The sequence below is a fragment of the Thalassobius sp. MITS945101 genome (assembly GCF_047123305.1).
In the GTDB taxonomy this organism is placed as follows: Bacteria; Pseudomonadota; Alphaproteobacteria; order Rhodobacterales; family Rhodobacteraceae; genus Thalassobius.
In genome coordinates, this window is record NZ_CP138918.1 from 4,192,700 (window position 1) to 4,210,215 (window position 17,516).

Consider the following 17,516-nt stretch of genomic DNA (forward strand, 5'->3'; position numbering starts at 1 on the left):
AAATCACCTGAGACCGACCGTGCAAAAGAAAACCCGCCTCGTGGCGATGGCTACGGAGACGGGGCAAACTCTTTAAACTGCGACGGAGATCAGGGGTCAGATAAAACCGAAGTGCAGGTTCAAGGCGATGGCAATCAGCATCAGCCCCCCGGCCCAGGCCATGCCTTCGCGCAGCTGACGCCTCTGGTTGATCGCGCCGGCCATTTTTGACCCCATCAACACCACCAGCATATCTGACGGGATCGCCGTCAGCGGCACCAATGCGCCAAGGATCAGGAACTGCAATGCGACCGATCCATCGGCCTCTCCCATGGTGACAAAGGGCGGCAGAAATAGGGCAAAGAACAGCACCGTTTTCGGGTTCATCAGCTCCACCAGAACCCCCTGCCAGACAATGGCGCGGAACGGTTTCTGAGTGACCGCGCTGACCTCTAGGTCAGCCTGCGCCTCAGCGCGGGCGTCACGGATCATGCCGACCCCCAGCCAGATCAGATAGGCCGACCCCAGATAGCGCAACGCAGGGACAATCCAGGTCACCTTCTCAAACAGCGCCGCCAGCCCAGCTGCGGTGGCCACAGCCAAGGCCATGCCTCCGAGCGCCAAACCAAAAGCCGATGCAAATCCTGCCGCACGGTCCTGACCAACCGTTCGTGAGAGGACATATAACATGGAAGGACCGGGCGTTGCGCTGAGGGCAAATCCAGCCAGAACAACGGCCAGAATGGTGTCAAATGGGGGCATTATGCAGTGCTCTTATTAAATCTGTGCTCGAATGGGTTGTGGATTTCTTCCTCCACTCCACCTATTAGCTTAGCCTTTGCAACTGCTGCGCGTAAATACGGAAAATCGCGCATGAGCATTCTTTCCAAATGGTCCCCTGCCTTGAACGGTTCATAAGCGGCGGGGCGTTCCTCGCTGACCAGCTGCGGGAAGGGTTCGATCAGCGCATCATGATTTGCGGCAATGAAATAGGGCATCGAGTAGCGTTCCGCACTGGAGTTGACCACCCGGTGCGGGGTCGACTTCAGGATGCCATTGCTCCAGGCCTCCAGCATGTCACCGATGTTGCAAACATAGACGTTGTGATCGACCGGCACGTCGATCCAGCTGTCATCCTGCGCCAAAACCTGCAAGCCGGGGTTGCGTGTGTGCAAAAGGGTCAGACATTCGTAATCCGTATGCGCCCCCATGTTGACAGAGGCGTGATCCACCCGCTGCGATTTGCGCACGTAATGCAACAGACGCAGTTGCGAAATCGGCTTGTCCATCTGCGATGACATCGCCCCTTTGGGCAGCCCCAGATGCATTTCCAAAGCGCTGGTGATTAGGCGGCCAAGGGTGGATATTTCGTGGTAATACTGCGCCACCACCGGCTTGAAGCCGGACAAGATCGGCCAGACATTCGGCCCCAGCAACCGGTTGCCCGCCAGATAGTCGGGATCGTCCTTGGGCAGATCCACCCCCAGATCAAAGGCCTCATAGCTGCGGTTCACCTCATCGGCGTAATCGCCCTTTTCGCTGAACGGCACATAACCTCGATGATTGGTGCTGTCGCCAATGTAGTAAAGCCGTTTCTGGGCTTCGGGCAGCGTAAAGAAACGCGCCGCCTGGTGGTAGGTTTCCTCAATCAATGCGCGACTGATGCCGTGATCAGAGATCCGGAAGAACCCATAGGTCTGGGCGGCTTGCCCAAGCGCGTCGGCGACCTGTTGTTGCGCCGCCGGATCGTCTGAGCGCAGCGCAGCAACGCTGATCAGCGGCAGCTCCGGAGAGGCGCCTTGGGGTTCGGTTGTGTGGTGCGGTTGCATGTGAATGCTCCAGTTGAGTAGTGACCGGAGCGAGAATCGCAGGAATTTGGGTTTATTTTATGAAATCAGAAGGGTTTGCGGCGCATTCTCGCCACAAACAACTCTGTCTAAGCGGGAGTTGACACCTGTCAAACACCTATCACGCGCAGCCCTTCGCAAGGAAAACAACGGGGTTTTTCGGGGTAAATGCACCCGAGGGTGGTGCCTCTCGTCAATAAAATGACGAGCAGTGGTTTTCCTCTAAAACCTGGAAAACGCGGTTTGAAATGGGGCCGTTTCGCGGTTCTTCACGTTCAACGGCCCCGTTGTGGACACAATTCAAGCGGGTCTTACCCGTTTTCGCCGGCCTTCTGTGCTAGGCTCAGGCAAACCTCGGTGGCCAGCGCCATATCCTGCACCGACACCCATTCCAGCGGGCCATGAATGTTTTGCATGCCGGTGAAGATATTTGGCGTTGGCACGCCAAATTCGGTCAGGCGCGATCCGTCGGTGCCGCCACGGATCGGAACCGAGAGCGGCTCTAGCCCATGGGCCCGACTTGCAGCCCGCCCCAGTTCCACCGGTGTCATGTCGTTTTCCAGCCAGTAGCGCATGTTGCGGTATTGCGGCTGGATTTCGCAGGTGATCTCGGCGCGTGGTTCGGACAGCTGCAGGGCTTCGCAGGTCTTGCGCAGCAATTCCCCCTTGGCCGCCAACCCGTCCAGTTCGAAATCGCGCAGGATGAAATGCACCTTCATCTCGGACGACCCGCCAACCATGTCGGTGGCATGAATGAAGCCTTCGCGCTCATCGGTGGTTTCGGGCGTCATGGTGGCCTGTGGCAACGTCTGCACCAGTTTCGCCGCCAAATGGATGGCGTTCACCATCTTCTCTTTGGCGTAGCCCGGATGGATCGACACGCCTTTGATGGTCACCAAGGCCCCATCCGCCGAGAAGCTCTCGTACTCGATTTCCCCAACTTTGCCGCCATCCAGCGTATAGGCAAAATCCGCTTTCATGTCGCGCGGCAGCTCTTGCCCCACACCACGGCCGATCTCTTCATCCGGGGTGAAGGCAATCCGCAGGGTCGGGTGTTTGATCTCAGGGTTTTGCAGCAGATGGCGCGCCATCGTCATAATGATCGCCACCCCCGCCTTGTCATCCGCCCCCAGCAGGGTCAGGCCTGAGGCGGTGATAATGTCATGGCCCTGCTTTTCCGCCAGATAGGGGAATTCAGACGGGGAAAGCACCAGTTCGGGATCATCGGGATAGGTGATGTCGCCACCGTTGTAGCCTTTGATCACTCGCGGTTTTACATCGGTCGCGTTGAACTGCGGCGCGGTATCGACATGGGCCAGAAAGCCCACGGTTGGCCCGTCCACATTGCCCGGAATTGTGGCCAGAACCACCCCGTAATCGGTCAGTTCCACCTCAGCCGCGCCGATCTCTGCCAGTTCCTTTTCCAACAGCCGCAGCATGTCAAACTGGATTTCTGTGCTGGGTGCAGAGGGGCTGTCAGCGTCGCTTTGGCTGTCAATTGCCGCGTAGCGGACCAGCCGGTCCTCAAGTTCATCGGTAAATCTATCGCTCATCATACCCTCCTGCGGTTCCTTAGGCAGAAAGGGGGCTGGCGGGGGGAAAGTCAAGCAACCCACCCCGCCACCTGTTCATGCCAAAACGCTACGGGCGCTGGCCGACAAAACGGCCCAGACCCTCGGGTTTCGGCAGAACCGCATGGGCCGCTGCAATCCGCACCAGAGCCTCTGCCACCTTGGGCGCAGGCGGGCAGGAGCGCCGCGTGTCCAGATCCACATGCAGCAGCAGGGTCTCCACCGTAGCCACAAGGCCGCCGCCTGACAGTAAGTTGTGGAACAGATACAGCTTCTTGCCCTCACCATTGATCACTTGGGTTTCCACCTGCAGGCGCGCGCCTTCATGGGTTTCGTTCAGATAGCGCACGTGGCTTTCGGCGGTGAAATAGCTGAGGCCCGAGGCGATATAGTCCGCATCGGCGCCAATCATCACCATGAACTGATCCGTCGCCTTGGCGCCCGCCTCAAGATAATGCGCTTCATTCATGTGGCCGTTGTAATCGGTCCAGGTCTGCGGCACCTGAATGTCCAGTGTCACCGGCAGGTCTGCGATCTGCGGCACCTCCAGCGCAGCCTCATGCGCCGTGATGACGCCCCCTGCCCCGCTGCCCGATTGCTTCAGGCTGCGCATGATCCCAACCAGATTGTCGTCGCGCAGACGTTCCAGGTCACGGATCGACAGGTGGCCAGACTGCGCATCGGACTGCCCCGCGATCAGATCGACCAATTCGTCGGTGAACTCCGGCACATCCATCAGTTTGGTCCAGGGCCATTCCAGCGCCGGGCCGAACTGCGCCATGAAATGCTTCATGCCCGCTTCGCCGCCTGCAATCCGATAGGTCTCGAACAGGCCCATCTGCGCCCAGCGCAGGCCAAAGCCCATGCGGATCGCCTCGTCAATTTCTTCGGTGGTGGCGATGCCGTCTTTGACCAGCCACAGCGCCTCGCGCCAGACGGCTTCCAGAAAACGGTCAGCGATATGGGCGTCGATTTCTTTACGGACAGTCAGCGGATATAGGCCTACAGAACGCAGAATTTCAGCCGCGCGGTCACATTCATCGGGATCCCCTACCAGTTCGATCAGCGGCAACAGATAGACCGGATTAAACGGATGGGCGACAATGGCACGCGCACCCTTCGCGTTCAGTTCAGACGGTTTGAAGCCCGAAGTGGAGGAGCCGATCACCGCCTCTGCCGGCGCCAGCGCCGTCAGATCTGCATGGATGCGATGTTTCAAATCCAACCGTTCCGGCACGCTTTCCTGCACCCAAGAAGCCCCTTCCAGCGCCGTGGCCAGATCATCGTGAAATGTCAGCGCACCCTCTGGTGGCAGAGGTTTGTCATAAAGCGCCGGGAGCGCCCGACGCGCATTGTCCAAAACCTCGCCAATTTTGCGCTCCACCTCAGGGTCGGGGTCAAAGACCGCCGCATCCCAGCCATTCAGCAGAAACCGCGCCGCCCAGCCCCCGCCGATGACGCCGCCGCCAACAATCGCAGCCTTCTGTGTCATTGAAACAATCCTTCTGTATGTCCGTCCACAGACAGCACTTGGCCTGAGATCTTGGACGCCGCAGGCGACGCCAGAAACACAGCCGTGTCTGCTATTTCACTGGGCTCCACCCAGGTTTTCATCGACGTGTTGGCCACATGGGTGGCGCGGACTTCTTCCGCGCTGAGGCCGCGTTGAGTGGCTTCGTTGGCAACAACCCAGTCCATGCGCGGCCCCTCGACCGAACCGGGGCAAAGGGCGTTCACCCGAACGCCTGAAGGGCCCAGCTCCATCGCCAGAGTTTTGGTCAGGCCAATCAAACCCCATTTCGCCGCCGCATAGGGGCTGCGCATCGGGTAGCCGAACAGACCCGCAGTGGATGAGGTGATGAGGATAACGCCACCGCGCTGCACCCGCATCGGCCCCGCCGCCCAGCGACAGATCAGGAAGGCCCCATCCAGATTGACCGAGAGACAGCGCTGCCAATCGGCATAGTCCAGTGTTTCAATCGGGCCAACGGGGCCACCCGTGCCCGCGTTGGCACACACCACATCGACGCCATTCCAACGCGCCTCCACCGCGGCCAAAAACGTTGCCATCTGCGTGGCCGAGGTGACGTCAGCCACTATCGCCAGACAACCGGGATGGGCGGTGGCAAAACGGCTGACAGCCTCCGGGTCGACATCGCAGACCGCAACCTCCGCCCCGTCTGCCAGAAACCGTTCGGCCAGCGCCAGACCAATGCCTGACGCCCCAGCCGTCACCACGACCCGCTGCGCCATCAGCCGGTGCCTTTGGCAACAGGCGCGCGTTTGACCAGCCCCAGCCGTTCACGCACGGCCTCTGGTCCGATCACCTTGGCGCCCATGTTTTCAATTATGGTCACAGCCCGTTCGACCAGCTGCGCATTGGTCGCCAGCACGCCTTTGTCGAGCCACAGGTTATCCTCCAGCCCCACGCGCACATTGCCGCCCGCCAGAACCGAGGCCGCCACATAGGCCATCTGATCCCGCCCTAGCGAAAAGGCCGACCAATTCCAGTCAGAAGGCACATTGTTGACCATCGCCATGAAGGTATTGAGGTCATTTGGCGCGCCCCACGGTACCCCCATGCACAGCTGCACCAAGGCGTCAGGTGCCAAGACGCCCTCCTTCACCAGTTCCTTGGCAAACCACAAATGGCCGGTGTCAAAGGCCTCAATCTCGGGCTTCACACCCAGATCGGTCATCATCTGCCCCATCGCCCGCAGCATGCCCGGCGTGTTGGTCATGACGTAATCGGCCTCGGCAAAGTTCATCGTGCCGCAGTCCAGGGTGCAGATCTCAGGCAGACACTCAGCAACATGCGCCATACGTTCGGTTGCCCCCACCATATCGGTGCCAGCGGGGTTCACCGGCAGCGGTGCCTCGGTCGGGCCAAAAACCATATCCCCGCCCATACCGGCGGTGAGGTTCAGCACCACATCCACCTCTGCGTCGCGAATGCGGTCGGTGACTTCACGGTAGAGCCCCAGATCACGGCTGGGCGCCCCGGTTTCGGGATCACGCACATGGCAATGCACCACCGCCGCCCCGGCCTTGGCAGCATCAATGGCGGACTTGGCAATCTGCTCGGGGCTGCGCGGCACATGAGGGCTGCGGTCCTGCGTGCCGCCGGATCCGGTCACGGCAGCGGTAATGAAAACGTCGCGGTTCATCGACAATGGCATGTTATTTCCCTTTCCAAACGGGGTCACGTTTCTCAGCGAAGGCGCGGGCGCCTTCCAGCTGATCTTCTGAGGTGTAGAGCTTTTCGACGGTGGCAAACTGGCTCTGAGTGATGCGGTTCATGGCGTCTTGGAACTTCATGTCCTCGGCCTCTCGCACGATCTCCTTGATCGCGGCATTGACCAGCGGCGGGCCCGAGGCGATGAGCTGCGCCATCTCCCGCGCTTTCTCCATCAGTTGCTCCGCAGGATGCACCTGATTGATCAGCCCCCAACGCGCCGCCTCGTCAGTGTCCAGCCAGCGCCCGGTAAAAAGCATCTCCATCGCGATATGATACGGTATGCGTTTCGGCAATTTGATCGAGGCCGCATCCGCCACGGTGCCCGACCGGATTTCCGGCAGGGCAAATGTCGCGTGTTCCGCCGCCAGAATGATATCGGCTGACAGCGCCAGCTCCAGCCCTCCGCCGCAGCAGATGCCGTTGATCGCCGCAATCACCGGTTTGTTCAGGCCGCGCAGCTCTTGCAGGCCTCCAAAGCCACCAACGCCATAGTCGCCATCCACAGCATCGCCGTCTGCAGCCGCTTTCAGATCCCAGCCGGGGCAGAAAAACTTCTCCCCCGTGCCGGTGATGACCGCCACTCGCAGGTCCGGATCATCGCGGAAGTCCTGAAACACCCGCCCCATGATCCGGCTGGTCGCCAGATCAATGGCATTGGCTTTGGGCCGGTTCAGCGTCACCTCCAGCACATGGCCGTCACGGTGGGTTTCAATCGGGTTTGATGTGTCAGCTGTCACGTCAGTCATCGCGACCTCCTGTTTTGATAAGCGCATCCGCGGCAACTGCATCCTGTGCGCCGCAGATCAATGGGTTGATGTCCAATTCGGCGGGGCGATGAGCCATGACGTAGGCCTCCACCGCCAAGACCGCGTTGCAAATGGCGTCCATATTGGCGGGCGGCGCACCGCGATAGCCGGTCAGAAGACGGTGCATTTTCAGCCCCGACAGGGCCCCTAGGACCGAAGCGCGATCCGTCGGCAGCAACAGGTGCTGCGCATCCTGCAACACCTCGGTCAGCACGCCGCCTGCCGCCAGTGTCAAGACATAGCCATGTGCGGGATCAAGGGTGACGCCGATCAGCAGCTCCGCCAGCTTATCCTGCAGCATTTCCTCAATGAGGAAGCTTTGCGCACCGGCACCCGCAGCCATCCGACCCGCCGCCTCGGACACAGCTTCAGTCGAACAGAGGTTCAGCGCGACCCCTCCATGATCGCTTTTATGTGTCAGACCTTCGGCCTTCAGCACCACTGGGAACCCGACCTCAGCCGCCCGTTTCGCCGCCTCGTCGGCACCTGAGGCGCGGGCAAATCGCGGCACCCTGAGACCGAATGCGCCCAAGGCCGCTTTGGCCTCGGCCTCGCTCAGAACTTTGCCCTCGCCGCCCTCTGGCAACAGCAGTGGCACGCCAAACGGTTTCCCGACCGAGGCCGCTGCGCGGATACCTTCCAGCGCGGCCGACATGCCACAAAGCGGGATCACACCTTCGGCAATCAAATGCTCCGACAGATCCTCGGGCAGGCCTTCGGGCAGGCTGGCCAGCACAGCCATTGGCCGCCCGGTGTCCCGCAGGGTTGCCGCCACCGCGCGCAGCACCGGATCCCAGGCCGCCGCGTCGCAGGTGTCACCGCGTGGCAGGTCCAGCACCACCGCCCCCAGCGCCAGATCCGAAGTCATCATGGCGGAGAAACAGCGCTGCATCGCGGCCTCATCTCCCCAGATATAAGTGTGGTAATCCAACGGGTTGGCGAGTGCGACACTGGGCCCCAAGGCCACCCGCAACCCCTGTTGCTGCCCCTCGGACAACGGTGGAAACGTCACGCCTGCGGCCGCGCCAAGATCCGCCATCAGACTGGCCTCCCCGCCCGAACAGGACATCGAGGCAATCCCCGCATGGTCCAGAGGCCCGGCCACATGCAGGACCTTTAGCGCCTCCACCAATCCCGTCAGCGATTGCACCTGTCCGATGCCCAACCGTTTCAACAGCGCCGCACTGCCCACAGCCGACCCCGCCAAAGATGCCGTATGAGACACCGTGGCCGCCTGCGCCTGTTCCGAGGCCCCCACTTTCAGCGCCACTATGGGTTTGCCAACGGCATCGGCCTCTGCCGCCAAACCCTCCAGCCCACGCAGATCCCCGATGCCTTCGATGTGCAGCCCCAACGCCGTTACCCGAGGATCCGTCAACAGCTCCCGCGCCACCTCGGCCAGATCGGTCTGCGCCTGATTGCCCAGCGTCACCACGTAGGCCAGCGGCAGGCCGCGCCGCTGCATGGTGAGGTTGATGGCAATGTTGGAGCTTTGCGTCAGGATCGCCACGCCGCGCGCCACCCGTTTGCCACCATGCTGATCCGGCCACAGCGCTGCACCATCAAGGTAATTCAGGAACCCATAACAATTCGGCCCAAGGATCGGCATGTCCCCCGCCGCCTGCAAAAGCGCGACTTGCAGGCCCGCGCCATCGCCGGTTTCGGCCTCCGCCTCGGAAAAGCCCGAGGCAAAGCAGACCGCACCCCCCGCCCCGATTTGACTCAACTGACGCACCACTTCGACCGTGGCCGTACGGTTGACCCCAACAAACACCGCATCCGGCGGCTCTGGCAGGTCCGCCACGCAGGCAACCGTCGCCACACCGGCAACCTCGGCCCGCTTGGGATACACGGCAAAGAGTTTGCCCTGATAGCCGATCTTGCGGCATTGTTCGATCACACTCGCCCCCCAGGCCCCGCCGCCGATCACAGCGATTGAGCGTGGGGTCAGCAGCCGTGACAGCCGCCGCAAGGCTCAGGCCCCCAAGGGCCGGAACAGATCCCGGCTGATGATGTGACGTTGAATTTCCGAAGTGCCGTCCCAGATCCGCTCGACCCGGGCGTCGCGCCAGAACCGCTCGATCGGAAAGTCATCCATCAGCCCCATGCCACCAAAAATCTGCAAGGTGGTGTCGGTGACCCGCGCCAGCATCTCACTGGCGTAAAGTTTCGCACTGGCGATCTCGCGGTTGGCGGGCAGCCCCTGATCCAATCGCCAGGCCCCCGACAGCGTCATCCAGTCGGCGGCGTCGATCTCGGTGATCATATCGGCGACTTGAAAGCTGATGCCCTGAAACTTGGCAATCTGCTGACCGAACTGTTTACGCTCGATGGCATATTGCAGCGCGTGATCAAAACAGCGCCGCGCCCGTCCCACACAGAAGGCGGCAACCGTCAGGCGGGTGGCGTAGAGCCATTCGTTCATCACATCGAACCCGCCATCCACCTCGCCCAGAACCTGCGCATCCGGCAGGCGGCAATCATCAAAAGCCAGGATGTAATTCTTGTACCCCTTGTGACTGACCGAATTATAACCTTCACGCACATCAAAACCGGGATGACCACGATCAACCAGAAAACAGGTGATCCGTTTCTTCGGCCCGCGTGGGGTATCATCGACGCCGGTGGCGACAAAAACGATAAAGAAATCCGCGTGTTCCGCACCCGAAATAAAGTGTTTCGAGCCGTTGATGACCCAATCCCCACCATCGCGCACCGCCTGACATTTCATGCCCCGCACGTCGGAACCGGCATCGGGTTCCGTCATCGCAAGCGCGTCCATCCGTTCACCCCGCACGGCAGGCAGCAGGTATTTCTCGCGCTGTTCCCCTGCGCAGGCCATCAGGATGTTTTGCGGCCGACCAAAGAAATGCGTCAGCGCCATCGACCCGCGCCCCAGCTCCCGTTCAACGAGGGTGAAGTCGATGTGGCTCAGCCCCGCGCCACCGACCTCTTCGGGGAAGTTGCAAGCGTAAAATCCCAGATCGAGGCATTTCTGCTTGATCTCGTTGCCCAGTTCCAGCGGCACATGGCCGGTGCGGTCGACCTCTGCCTCATGTGGGTAAATCTCTTTCTCCACAAAGCTGCGGACAGTGGAGACGATCATCTCCTGCTCTTCACTCAGGCCGAAATTCAGCCCTGATGCCTGATCCTGTTGCATCCGAAATCCCTGTTTGCGTCATTGCGTTTTTCAAAACGCTAGCGCAGGGTTTTGCGGCCAACCTTGCGGGAATTGCCAAAAATCATGCCAGAATCGCAACAAAACCTTCGCCATTTTGGCATTCTGCTGTTTGAGGGTTTTTCAAACCTCTGCCTTGCCAATGCGGTGGAGCCTTTGCGCGCCGCCAATTCCCTGTCGCGCCGTCCGCTTTACAGCTGGTCTCACTACGGGCTGACAGATGCCGCTTTGCAGTCCTCCTCGGCGCTGCCGGTGCAACCTCAGGCCCTGACGGCAGAGGCAAAAGGCGCGGCGCTTTTGGTGATGCCCAGCTACGGGTTTGAGACGCTTGACACCCCGGCCCTGCGGCGTCAGCTGCGGGCGGCGGCGGGGCGGTTTGACCTGATGGCCGGCCTGGACACAGGGGCGTGGTTGCTGGCGGGGGCTGGTCTATTGGACGGCCACCGCGCCACTGCCCATTGGGATATTCTGGCCGCGCTGGAAGAGACGTTTCCCGAGGTTGAGGTCAGCGACAGCCGCTTCATTCTGGACGGCAACCGCGCCAGTTGCGGCGGGGCCACAACCACGCTGGAACTGATGATGGAGCTGATCGAACAGCACCACGGGGCAGCGCTGGCGCTGGAAGTCGCTTCTCTCTTCATGTTTGGCGAACGCGACCCGCAGGTGAACCCCCTTCGTCGCTGGCCCGAGGATCAACTGCTGCGCGCCGCCGCCGCCTTAATGCGCCGCAATGTGGAACACCCGCTGGAGATCCCTGCGATTGCTCGGCATTTGGGTATTTCGCAACGGCGGCTGGAACAGGTGGCGCAGGCCGAAAGCGGCACCAGCCCCGCCCGGATTTACCGCCGGATCCGGCTCGGAGAAGCGCGCAGACGGTTGGAGCAAACCCGCGAAAGCGTTGCCGAAATTACCCTGCGTTGCGGCTACCGCGATCCTACGGCTATGGCGCGGGCGTTTCGCGCCGAATTCGGCCTCTCCCCGCGGGAGGCCCGGCAGCGCGTGACCTGAACAGGCGTGGCCAAACAAAAAGGGCCACCCCGAAGGATGGCCCCTGTGTGTCTTCACACACCCAAGCTAGGTGTGCAGCGCCTGAATAGCCCGCGTCAGGGAAACAGACCCCGCCACAGCCCCCGACGGATCCGTAACCATGATGGTCTGGTTCGGCGCATCGGCCAGCGGGCCCAGCGCGTCCTCCAACACGGTGTTGCCCGCCATCTGCGGTGCTCCATTGGGGGTCACGCCCGTCGCCAAAGGTTCGGTGATCGCCCGCAGCTGGATCACCCGCCCGCGGTTGATGTCCTTGATAAAGTCGCGAATGTAGTCATCAGCCGGGTTCAGCACAATTTCCTGCGCATCGCCTTTCTGTACCATACCGCCGTCTCGCAGGATCGCAATATTGTCCCCAAGCCGCAGCGCCTCATCCAAATCATGGGTGATGAACACGATGGTTTTATGCAGCTCTTCCTGCAACTCCAGCAAGATCGACTGCATGTCGAACCGGATCAGCGGATCAAGCGCCGAAAACGCTTCATCCATCAGGAGGATATCCGCATCTGTTGCCAGACCGCGCGCCAGTCCAACCCGTTGTTGCATACCGCCGGACAGCTGGCCGGGGAACTTATCCGCATAGCCCGCAAGGCCGACACGCTCGATCCAATGAGAGGTGCGATTGAGGATATCCGCCTCCTCCACACCCTGCACTTCCAGCCCGTAGCCGACGTTTTCCCGCACGGTCCGATGCGGCAGCAAGGCGAATTTCTGGAACACCATCGACATTTTGAAGCGCCGCAAATCGCGCAGTTGCACGTCGTTCATGGCCAGAACATTCTCGCCGTCAATCGACAGCTTGCCGCCCGTGGGTTCGATCAGACGGTTGATATGGCGGATCAGGGTGGACTTGCCTGACCCCGACAGCCCCATCACGACCTGAATTTGGCGCGGCTGGATATCGAGAGAGACATTGTCGACCCCCAACACATGATTGTGCTGTTCCAAAAGGTCGTCTTTGCTCATGCCCTGCTGCACCTTGGGAAGGTGCTTCTTCGGGTTGGTCCCGAAGATTTTGTAGAGGTTTTCGATCTTGATCTTTGGTTCAGTCATGCCCCTGCCCCCGATATGCCTGCAGGCGCTTGCCGTAGCTTTGTGAAATGCGGTCAAAGATGATCGCGAGCGCCACAATGGCCAGACCGTTCATCAGGCCCAGCGCAAGATACTGGTTCGAAATCGCCCGCAGCACAGGCACCCCAAGGCCTTTCACCCCAATCATCGAGGCAATGACCACCATCGACAGGGCCATCATGATTGTCTGGTTCACCCCGGCAAAAATATTGGGCAGCGCCAGCGGCACCTGCACACCAAAAAGTTTCTGCCGTGGCGACGCGCCGAAAGCATCCGCCGCTTCCAGCACATCCTTGTCCACCAGTCGAATGCCCAGATTGGTCAGGCGCACAATTGGCGGGATCGCGTAGATCAGAACCGCCAACAGCCCCGGCACCTTGCCGATGCCCAGCAGCATCACCACCGGGATCAGGTAAACAAAGCTGGGAATGGTCTGCATCACGTCCAGAACCGGCGTGATCGTCGCCTGCATCCGGTCAGACCGTGACATCAGGATGCCGATGGGAATGCCGATCAGGATGCACAGCAGGGTGGCAACCGAAATGATTGCCAGCGTGGCCATGGTGTCTTCCCACATGCCCATGAAGCCGATCACCAGAAAGGCGATGCCGGTGCCCACGGTGATTTTCCAGCTGCGCGAGCCCAGCCAGGCGAGGCCGCCCATGATCACAATGATCAACGGCCAAGGGGTCGCCAGAAGCAGTTTCTCGAACCAGACCAGGAAGTGCAGCAGCGGTGAGAAGAACACCTCCAGCGCTTCGCCGTATTCGCGCGAAAAGCCACGAAAGGCCCCATCGATTGTATTTTTGAAATCAGCGAGGTCACGTCGCCCCAGCGACGGAAACTCGGTCAGGAACTCCCACATGGTTCCACCCCCTTCTGGTCTTGCCCTATTGGCCCTCCCCGCCGCCCCTTATCCATGAGACGCGCAAGGAAACGGGGGAGCGTTTGCCCCCCCGTCCACGGTATGATCGGTCAGATCACAGTTCTTTCTTCACGCCCATCGCGGCATCTTCGCTGACCCAGGCTTCCCAGATTTCGGGATAGGTCTCCAGGAAGTGCCAGGCGGCATCGCCACCGGTCGCCTGATTTTCATTCATGTAAACCAGCATGGTGTTCATCACGTCCCCCGGGAACACACGTTCCTTGAGGTAATCCACTGCAATGCCGCCTTCATTCAGGAAACGATCAGTGACCACGGTATGCACCTCGGATTCGGTGTAAGAGGTCATCTGCGGTTCCAGACATTCCTGTTCCGGCTTCACGATGCAGCCGTCCCAGTTTTCTGAACCACCCCATTCGGTTTCCCACTCCAGCAGAGTCAGGTTGTACTTGCCGATCATTGCAGTTGGGGCCCAGTAGTAACCAAACCAGTTCTCACCCCGTTCAACCGCCTTGGCGATCGAACCGTCGAGACCGGCAGCCGAGCCCGGATCAACCAGGGTCCAGCCTTTGTCTTTCATGCCGAAGGCGCGGAACAGGTTGGCATTGGACAGCTGACAGCCCCAGCCGGCCGGGCAGCCCAGGAAAGCGCCTTTGCTTTCATCTTCGACGTAGGGGAACAGGTCAGGACGGGCCAAAACCTTTTCCACGGTGTTCAGCTCGGGATGGGCTTCCACAAAGGCAGGCGACACCCACCAGCCTTCCCCCAGACCGGTGATCGGGCCGTTGACAACCGAATGCAGGCGCCCTTCTTCGGTGGCTTTGGCCAGCGGATCGCGCACCGCGTTGATCCACAGTTCACCGGCAACATCCGGTTCGCCTTTTTCGTTCATCGACGCAAAGGTTGTGGTGGTTGCGCCGGGCACCAGGTCCACTTCGCAGCCATACCCTTCTTCGAGGATGATTTTGTCCACGTTGGCCATCAATTCACCTGAGGCCCAGTTCCATTCTGCAATGGTGACGTTGCCACAATCCGCAGCGGCAGCCCCGGCCAACAGAGATACACTCACACTCATCGCGCCAAGCGCTGTGATCTTTTTCATGTTCAGATTTCTCCCAAAGACTTTTTCAAGTTACTCAACCACGATCATTTCTGTCGCGTTATCTCACCGCCGGAGAGGGCGATTTCCCGGTACAGCTTTCCCACCAAAGAGCTACCAAACCATGAACCAAAAACGACATTTAGCCGGGCCTATGTCGGAAACAGACCACACGTGGGATTCAAAGTAAACTGCCAAGCGCCGCCGTCCAGCAATCGTGATCGCTGGTTTTACAGTTATTTTTGCCGTTTCAATGCAGGGTGCGCCCACTTCAGCCCCGAACACCCCAGCATTGTGCGCAGGAACGGTGGTCCAAAACGATGTCGTTTTTAGACCTCTGTTTCTGCGCGCGACTTAGCCCTAGCGATAGGCAAAGTAGCGTTTCACCGGTCCCGTGAAGGACAGCCACATACTGACAGCGGCGATGACATAGCCAATGGGTCCCCCTGCCGCGATCGAGATCAGTAGATCCAGAACAATCGCGGTACGGATCCCGCGGATTTGACGGTTCAGGATCGACGCAACGATCAGCCCAAAAGCCGCCGCATAGCCCGCCGCAGCCACCAGCATCAGCTGCGCCGCGCTGTCGCCCGCCAAGCCATGGAGGGCAAAACCGCCCCATTTAAAGGCAGCGAAAAAGCCAAGCGTCAGCAAAACCTTAAGCGCATTGAGAATAAAAATCGCCCGAAGGGTCAGGGGTTTGTCGCGGCCGATTTCGGGGGAGGTATCGGGGGCATTGGAAAACGTTGTCATGGTCTTGCTCCTTTCGTTCTAAATCACACGCGCTGCAGCCATTCGGCCAGCGCGGTGCCAATTTCATTGGGGTAGTCCTCCTGCAGGAAATGTCCGCCCGCCCCAAGGTAAACCGTCTCGAGATTTGTCAGCAGGCCCTTCAGCGCCTCGGACATTTGCATTGGGATAATGGCGCCGGGATCGACATGGAACATCAGCTTGGGAAATGTGGTGCCCAGCAGCCATTCACTGTTGGCCTGCACCACCGCAGCCACATCCGCAGGGGCCCCACCAATGGGAATTTCACGCGGCCAGTCCAGTAGGATCTTGCGGTCAGCTGACGTGGGGTAATAGCGGTTGTATTCGGTCATCACCGCCTCGGACAGCGCCCCCTTGGGGGAGCCGTGTTTCAAGAAGTTATCGAGGAAGTAATTCTCTTCCATAATCAGCTGCTCGCCCGCACCCGGCGTGTTGATGGTGCGCAGGAAATCCTCAAAAGGCCCCAGCGCCTCATAGCTTGGGATCGGCATGAAGGGCGGCGCCATCGCTTCCATGAAACAGATCGCCGAAATCCGGTCCGGACGGGTGCGGGCATAGTGCCAGCCCAGCGCTGCCCCCCAGTCGTGGATCACCAGCACTGCGTCACGGATATCCAACTCATCCAGCAACTGATGCAGATGGGCAGCGCTTTCGGCATAGGTGTCGGTGAGGGCCACTTTCTCGCTGTCGCCCATACCGATCAGATCCGGCGCAACCGCGCGGTGGGTCTTGCTGACATGGGGAATGATGTTGCGCCACAGGTAAGAGGACGTCGGGTTGCCATGCAGGAACACCACCGGCCGCCCCTGCCCCTCATCCACATAGGCCATCTTGTGACCCAGAATGGTTTTGACCTTCTTGGTGTAGGGCATTTCTGCCCCCGTCGCGGCCAATGCTGGAAAGGCAGGCAGGGACGCTGCCGCAGCCAGCGCGGCAGCCGAAGTCAGGAAGCTGCGTCGTTTCATTGGGTCTCTCCTTCAAGGGTTGTTTTGAACTGCCCCTTGAATGACACATCAAATATGAACCATAAATCGACACAGGTGCACCACACTGGATCGCCATCGATCCACTAAATCAAACAACGGAGACACCGATGAATCCGCTGGACTGGGAACAGATGCCCTATTTCCTTGCCATTGCGCGGGGCGGTACCATGCGGGCTGCGGCAGAGATGATGGGGGCCAGCCATGCCAAAGTGGGCCGTCATCTGGATGCGCTGGAGGCCCATTATGGCGTCCAGCTGTTTCGGCGCACCAAAACCGGACTGGAACTGACAGAGGCCGGCCGCAACCTTCTGCCGATCGCTGAACAGGCCGAAACGCTGTTCCTCGGGGCGCGGCGGCGGATGCAGGGTTTGGACCGGCAAGAAGCGGGCGTGGTGCGGTTTTCCCTCACGGGCACAATGGCTTATGACATTGTTGCCCCAATTCTGGTGAAGTTCTTCGACCACTACCCTGAAATCGACGTAGAGATGCGGGTCAGTGACCGGTTTGAGGATATCAACCGGCTGGAAACCGATATCTCCCTGCGGTTTGCCCAGGAAGTGACCGAGGATGTGGTCGCCCGCAAGCTCTACCCGATGGCGCTTGGTGTCTATGCCCACCGTGACTATCTAGACCGGCACCTACCCCATGCCGGACCGCAGGGGGAAGGGTTGCACTGGATCGGCTGGGACCGGGCCGAACGGCAGCCCGACTGGCTGGCGGCAACGGAATTCCCCGCCGCAACGGTGCGCCATGCCACCACCGACCCGATCCTGCAGCTGTCACTGGCCCGGCGTGGGTTCGGGATGGTGCGCACCTCAGTCTATTTTGCCCGTCTGCACCCCGAGCTGGTGCCTGTCCCTGGCACCGCCCCTGCGCTGGATCGTCCCCTCTGGTTACTGCTGCATTCCGAGCTGCGCCGCACCGCGCGGGTCCGGCGGTTTGTCGACTTCATGGCGCAGGAACTGATGGCACTGAAACCCGCGCTTCAGGCGGGGGTGTGAGCGGGCGCACAAAACTGTTGCCCGCTGTTAGCGCAATCA

General features: G+C 60.3%; 16 protein-coding genes. 2 read left to right on the forward strand and 14 right to left on the reverse strand.

Annotated elements, in window-relative coordinates; genetic code table 11:
• Positions 1 to 96 precede the first annotated feature (96 nt).
• The 9 genes from SIC14_RS20525 to SIC14_RS20565 form a co-directional block, all read right to left on the reverse strand.
• On the reverse strand, positions 97 to 741 hold the full coding sequence (locus SIC14_RS20525) for a LysE family translocator (protein ID WP_412563761.1): 645 nt from the start codon (positions 739 to 741) through the stop codon (positions 97 to 99).
• The gene (locus tag SIC14_RS20530) at positions 741 to 1,808 is read right to left on the reverse strand and encodes an isopenicillin N synthase family dioxygenase (protein ID WP_412563762.1); all 1,068 of its coding nucleotides are present in this window, start codon (positions 1,806 to 1,808) and stop codon (positions 741 to 743) included. The genes SIC14_RS20525 and SIC14_RS20530 overlap by 1 nt, the downstream gene beginning before the upstream one ends.
• 329 nt (positions 1,809 to 2,137) lie before the next feature.
• Positions 2,138 to 3,379 carry a peptidase T gene (gene pepT, locus SIC14_RS20535; protein WP_412563763.1) on the reverse strand — a complete coding sequence of 414 codons (1,242 nt, stop codon included), beginning with the start codon at positions 3,377 to 3,379 and terminating at the stop codon, positions 2,138 to 2,140.
• An 88-nt stretch (positions 3,380 to 3,467) separates the two neighbouring features.
• The gene (locus tag SIC14_RS20540) at positions 3,468 to 4,889 is read right to left on the reverse strand and encodes a carnitine 3-dehydrogenase (protein ID WP_412563764.1); all 1,422 of its coding nucleotides are present in this window, start codon (positions 4,887 to 4,889) and stop codon (positions 3,468 to 3,470) included.
• Entirely contained in the window at positions 4,886 to 5,650 is a 765-nt protein-coding gene (locus SIC14_RS20545) for an SDR family oxidoreductase (protein WP_412563765.1), read from the reverse strand. The genes SIC14_RS20540 and SIC14_RS20545 overlap by 4 nt, the downstream gene beginning before the upstream one ends.
• Entirely contained in the window at positions 5,650 to 6,576 is a 927-nt protein-coding gene (locus tag SIC14_RS20550) for a 3-keto-5-aminohexanoate cleavage protein (protein ID WP_412563766.1), read from the reverse strand. Before SIC14_RS20550 ends, SIC14_RS20545 begins: the two co-directional genes overlap by 1 nt.
• A gap of 1 nt (position 6,577) precedes the next feature.
• Positions 6,578 to 7,381 carry a carnitinyl-CoA dehydratase gene (locus SIC14_RS20555; protein WP_412563767.1) on the reverse strand — a complete coding sequence of 268 codons (804 nt, stop codon included), beginning with the start codon at positions 7,379 to 7,381 and terminating at the stop codon, positions 6,578 to 6,580.
• Positions 7,374 to 9,413, reverse strand: a complete 2,040-nt coding sequence (locus SIC14_RS20560; RefSeq protein WP_412563768.1) for an acetate--CoA ligase family protein — start codon at positions 9,411 to 9,413, stop codon at positions 7,374 to 7,376. The genes SIC14_RS20555 and SIC14_RS20560 overlap by 8 nt, the downstream gene beginning before the upstream one ends.
• Positions 9,414 to 9,416: 3 nt before the next feature.
• Positions 9,417 to 10,577, reverse strand: a complete 1,161-nt coding sequence (locus SIC14_RS20565) for an acyl-CoA dehydrogenase family protein (protein ID WP_412565908.1) — start codon at positions 10,575 to 10,577, stop codon at positions 9,417 to 9,419.
• 108 nt (positions 10,578 to 10,685) lie between these two features.
• On the opposite strand from SIC14_RS20565, the gene SIC14_RS20570 reads away from it, so the two are divergent.
• Complete coding sequence (locus SIC14_RS20570) at positions 10,686 to 11,627, forward strand: GlxA family transcriptional regulator (protein WP_412563769.1); 942 nt, start codon at positions 10,686 to 10,688, stop codon at positions 11,625 to 11,627.
• A gap of 66 nt (positions 11,628 to 11,693) precedes the next feature.
• Here SIC14_RS20570 and SIC14_RS20575 read toward each other — a convergent pair whose 3' ends face one another.
• From SIC14_RS20575 to SIC14_RS20595, 5 genes are all read right to left on the reverse strand, one after another.
• The gene (locus tag SIC14_RS20575; RefSeq protein WP_412563770.1) at positions 11,694 to 12,719 is read right to left on the reverse strand and encodes a quaternary amine ABC transporter ATP-binding protein; all 1,026 of its coding nucleotides are present in this window, start codon (positions 12,717 to 12,719) and stop codon (positions 11,694 to 11,696) included.
• Positions 12,712 to 13,602, reverse strand: coding sequence for an ABC transporter permease (locus SIC14_RS20580; protein WP_412563771.1), 891 nt, complete (start codon positions 13,600 to 13,602; stop codon positions 12,712 to 12,714). The genes SIC14_RS20575 and SIC14_RS20580 overlap by 8 nt, the downstream gene beginning before the upstream one ends.
• Before the next feature lie 115 nt (positions 13,603 to 13,717).
• Positions 13,718 to 14,722, reverse strand: a complete 1,005-nt coding sequence (locus tag SIC14_RS20585; protein ID WP_412563772.1) for a glycine betaine ABC transporter substrate-binding protein — start codon at positions 14,720 to 14,722, stop codon at positions 13,718 to 13,720.
• 357 nt (positions 14,723 to 15,079) lie between these two features.
• Positions 15,080 to 15,472 (reverse strand): hypothetical protein, encoded by a 393-nt coding sequence (locus SIC14_RS20590; protein ID WP_412563773.1) that lies wholly within the window; start codon positions 15,470 to 15,472, stop codon positions 15,080 to 15,082.
• A gap of 23 nt (positions 15,473 to 15,495) precedes the next feature.
• A complete protein-coding gene (locus SIC14_RS20595) occupies positions 15,496 to 16,455 on the reverse strand; it encodes a haloalkane dehalogenase (protein ID WP_412563774.1) in 960 nt (319 codons plus the stop codon).
• Between the two features lie 128 nt (positions 16,456 to 16,583).
• Between SIC14_RS20595 and SIC14_RS20600 the strand changes: the two genes are divergently transcribed.
• A complete protein-coding gene (locus SIC14_RS20600; protein ID WP_412563775.1) occupies positions 16,584 to 17,477 on the forward strand; it encodes a LysR family transcriptional regulator in 894 nt (297 codons plus the stop codon).
• Positions 17,478 to 17,516 lie beyond the last annotated feature (39 nt).